Annotated in this window: 2 protein-coding genes; one reads left to right on the top strand and one right to left on the bottom strand. The window is 60.9% G+C overall.

Annotation, left to right across the window (positions count from 1 at the left end; genetic code table 11):
- Positions 1-624 precede the first annotated feature (624 nt).
- A complete protein-coding gene (locus tag VIM98_RS18515) occupies positions 625-2751 on the bottom strand; it encodes a M13 family metallopeptidase (protein WP_331994580.1) in 2127 nt (708 codons plus the stop codon).
- A 491-nt stretch (positions 2752-3242) separates the two neighbouring features.
- On the opposite strand from VIM98_RS18515, the gene VIM98_RS18520 reads away from it, so the two are divergent.
- The coding region (locus tag VIM98_RS18520; RefSeq protein ID WP_331994581.1) for an alkaline phosphatase family protein at positions 3243-4494 on the top strand (1252 nt) is incomplete at its 3' end.

Consider the following 4494-nt stretch of genomic DNA (forward strand, 5'->3'; position numbering starts at 1 on the left):
GGCCATGGCAGGGTAGGCCAGGGCCAGGCCCGTCATCAAGGTGGCGGCAGTCGCCATGCTCAGCGCGGTCTGCGGCAGGCGGCGGGTGACGGAATGCTTACGGCTGGTGATGTAGGCCATGGTTTTCTGCTGAGCTTCCAAATCCCAAACGAAACGCCAGCTCGCTAGGCGCGCCGGAGCGGCGCGGGCAGCCTTGGCTTGAGCGGCGATTTCGTGAATCGATCGATGCCGGCAGGAGTGCTCCCATCTCCAGTCGACCTCGGGTAATTCAGTGAATGTTATTTTTAATGAGAATGATTTGCAATAGCGGTTCGGGCCGGCTTCCTTTCCGGGGCATCGTGCAGGTGTAAGGGTGTGTGAGGCTGCCTCACTCTCCCGCAAAGGGACGAGGGATGAATGAGTAGCGAAGGCACAACAACGAGACTGACCGCCGGAGGCAGGTTTGAAAGCGTGCGACGGACGAGTGGCGCTCCGGTTTGCCTCAGGCGTTCGGACGTGCGCCCTTGCTACTCATCCCTCGCCCCGTCATCAGCGCCGCAGATGCGACCTTAACCCAAAAAAAAGCCCCGCAAGATTGCGGGGCTTTTCTGCCTCAGTACTGAGGAGGAGCAACCAAGGTCACCGTCACCAGATCTTGACCTGCTTGTCGCCCGAACGGACCATCGCGTCGCCCGGCTTGCACTGGAATGCGGCAGCGAAGGAGTCCATGTTGGACGGGGCGCCGATCGCACGCAGCGGGGCCGGTGCGTGCGGGTTGGTGTTGAGCAGCACGATCTGCATCTTCTCGCGCATATTGTTGCGCCAAACGCGAGCCCAGTTCAGGAAGAAGCGCTGATCCTGGGTATAACCGTCGATCTTGTCGCCTGCCTTGGGGTCGTTCTTCAACGCCATCTGCAGGGCATCGTAAGCGGCATTCAGGCCGCCCAGGTCGCCGATGTTTTCGCCGAGCGTCAGCTTGCCGTTGACGTGCAGATCCGGCTTGTCCTTGATTGGGGTGTAGTCGTTGAACTGCTGGACCAGCTTGTCGGTGCGCTGCTCGAACTTCTGGCGATCGTCCTTCGTCCACCAGTTTTCGTTGTTGCCGTCGCCATCGAACTGCGAACCTTCGTCGTCGAAGCCATGGCTGGCTTCATGGCCGATGACCGCGCCGATACCACCGTAGTTGACACCATCGTCCGCATTGGCGTCGAAGAACGGCGGCTGCAGGATGGCGGCCGGGAAGTTGATCGTGTTGTCGGTCGGGTTGTAGTACGCATTGACCGTCTGCGGGGTCATGCCCCATTCCTTGCGGTCGGTCGGCTTGCCGATCTTGGCGATGTCGTAGTCGTAGTTGAACTTCGCTGCCGCCTGGGCATTGGCATAGAAGTTGTCCGGTACGATCGTCAGGCCGGACCAGTCACGCCAGTTGTCCGGATAGCCGATCTTGGGCAGGAACTTGTCCCACTTGGCAACGGCCTTGGCCTTGGTTTCAGGGCTCATCCAGTCGAGGTTCTCGATACGAGCCTTGAGCGCATTGCGCACGTTGGTGACCAGTTCCTCGGCACGCTGCTTGGCTTCGGGCTTGAACACCTTGGCAACGTACAACTGGCCCAGCGCTTCGCCCATCTCGCCGTTGACGGCACCAAGCACGCGCTTCCAGCGCGGCTTCTGCTGCGGCTGGCCCGAGAGAGTCTGCCCGTAGAAGGCGAACTTGGCGTCCTGGAAGTCCTTTGACAGGTAATTGGCGGCATCGCTGACCGCGTGCACGCGCAGGTAAGCCTGCCAGGTACCGATCGGCGCAGAGGCCAGTTGCTTGTCGAACTCGGCAAAGAACTTCGGCTGCGACAGCGAGAAGCCCTTGTCGATCGTGACGCCCTGGTCTTTGAAGAAGTTATCCCAGTTGAAATGCGGCGTGGCCTTGTCGGCCTGTTGCACCGTGACGAAGTTGTACTGGTTCTTCGGGTCGCGGCCTTCGACCGGCGACAGCGATGCAGCGGCGAGCTTGGTCTCGAACTTCAGCACATCGTCGGCTTGTTTCTTGGCATCGGCTTCGGCGGTGCCGGTCAGCTCGAGCAGCTTGGCCATATAGGCGACGTAAGCGGTGCGAATATCGGCGTACTTCGCATCGCTGTAGTAATCCTTGCTCGGCAGGCCCAGGCCGTCTTCGTTGGCATAGCCGATCTGGATCTTGGCGTTCTTGAAATCCGGGCCCGAGCCGAAGCCGAATACATAGCCGTTGCCGTCGGCGTATTCCTTGCTGATGAAGTTGGCCACGTCGGTGCCGTTCTTCAGCGCAGCGATCTTTTCCAGTTCCGGCTTGAGCGGATCGAAGCCGGCTTTATTGATGGCGTCCTCGTTCATGCCCGAGCGATACAGCCAGCCGATCTTCTGCTCGATCGAACCGGCCTTGGCCTGGTCGGCACCCTTATCGGCCGCATCGACGATGTCGTGCTGGGTATTCAAGCTGGTCTCGGCCAACTGGTCGAAAGCGCCCCAACTGGTGCGATCTTCCGGAATCGGGTTGGCGGCGAGCCACTTGGAGTTCACGAAGCCGTTCAGATCGGTACACGCGTTGATGCCGGTGTCGAGCTCGCTGACGTCGAACACGCTCTTGGTCGTGGGCGCGGCGGCTGTGGTGCCCGCAGCGGCGGGGGCGGCGGCGGTGGAAGCCTTGGCAGGCGCCTGTTCGCTGGACTCCTGCTTGCCGCAGGCGGCCAGCGCCAGCGTGGCGCAGATGGCCAAAGAGAGCGGTTTCAGAAACGGCTTGGTCATAGATATCCCTCAAGAATAAAAAACGCCCCCGCGGGCGATCGTGTCGGCCGGTCCGCGCCAGGGCTCCTGTTCGCGGTCGCAACCTAAGCAAGCTAGGTCAATGGTCATGGGTGGGCATGTGTCAAAGGTCAGGGAAGCCAGGCCGCACGCGACCTAGCCCCAGGATGGCCTTCGATATCCCCTCCGCCCCCCATGGCGCGGTCCTAGCCCAAGGCTCGGATGTTACTTCATAACCCTAGGCTACCCCGAGGCGTTCAATCAGTGTCGAAAGTCAGGGGTAGGGAGCGACCCTGGCGGCCCGTCTACGCGTATGGACGTCCGAACCGGTGTCGTAACGCTGTTATGGGCGTGTCATCTGGAGTGCCTACGCTAGTCGAGGTTCCGTGCGTAGGGGGCGCGCGTTACGTCAACCATCCGGAGACTTAACAGCCATGCGCAATCGTCTTGCCGCTTGCCTAGCCGCCTGCGTCCTCACTGCATCAGCCGTATCTATGGCCCAATCTTCCGCCGACACCGCGTCGCGGATCCGTGGGCCTCAGGCGCCGAAGACCGCTACCCCCATCAAGCACCTGGTAGTGATCTTCCAAGAGAACGTGTCCTTCGACCATTACTTCGGTACCTATCCTGTTGCTGCCAACGGCAAGGGTGAGCCGAGCTTCTATGCCAAGCCTTTCACGCCTCACGTCAATGGCCTCACGGCCAAGCTGCTGACCAAGAACCCCAACAAGTCGAACAGCGACAACGGCGACGGTGCGATCAACCCCTTCCGCCTGTCGCGCAGTCAGGCCGCCACCGCCGACCAGGATCACGACTATGCCGCCGAGCAGTTGGCGTTCGATGGCGGCAAGATGGATCTGTTCCCGAAGAACACCGGCACCGGCGAAACCCTGCCGGGCGGCACGACGCAGGAAAACGGCATCGGTCAGGTCATGGGCTATTACGACGGCAACACCGTCACTGCGTTCTGGAATTACGCGCAGAATTTCGCCATGAGCGATAACAGCTACAACACCACATTCGGTCCGTCGACACCTGGAGCGATCAATCTCATTTCGGGCCAGACCAATGGCGTCGACCAGACCGTCAACGGTACCGGTGCGGTGACCGACGATGGCAATGGCAGCCTGACCCTCATCAGCGATGCGGACCCCATCGACGATGTGTGCTCCTCGCCCAGCGGCGAACAGGTGCACTTGACCGGCAAGAATGTCGGCGATCTGCTCAACGAGAAAAACATCACGTGGGGGTTCTTCGAGGGCGGTTTCGACCTGACCAAGACCAACGCTGACGGCAGCACCGGCTGCAAGCGTCAGAGCCACTCGGACGTGACCAACACGACGAAGGCCGATTACATTCCGCATCACCAGCCGTTCCAGTACTACACATCGACCGCCAACCCGACGCATGCGCGTCCCAGCTCGGTAGGCAAGATCGGCAGTACCGACCAGGCCAACCACCAGTACGACATGGACGATTTCTACGCTGCGGTCGACAACGGCAACATGCCAGCGGTGAGCTTCCTCAAGGCGCCGGGTTACCAGGATGGCCATGCAGGTTATTCCGATCCGTTGGACGAGCAGCAGTTCGTCGTCCACGTGATCAACTTCCTGCAGCAGCACGACGAATGGAGCGACACGGCGGTCGTCATTGCCTATGACGATTCCGACGGCTGGTACGACCATCAGGCCGCGCCGCGCGTCAATGCATCGAAGACCAGCGACGATGCGCTGGACGGTGTGGGTG

This window comes from Dyella sp. (assembly GCF_036568765.1).
GTDB lineage: Bacteria > Pseudomonadota > Gammaproteobacteria > Xanthomonadales > Rhodanobacteraceae > GSA-30.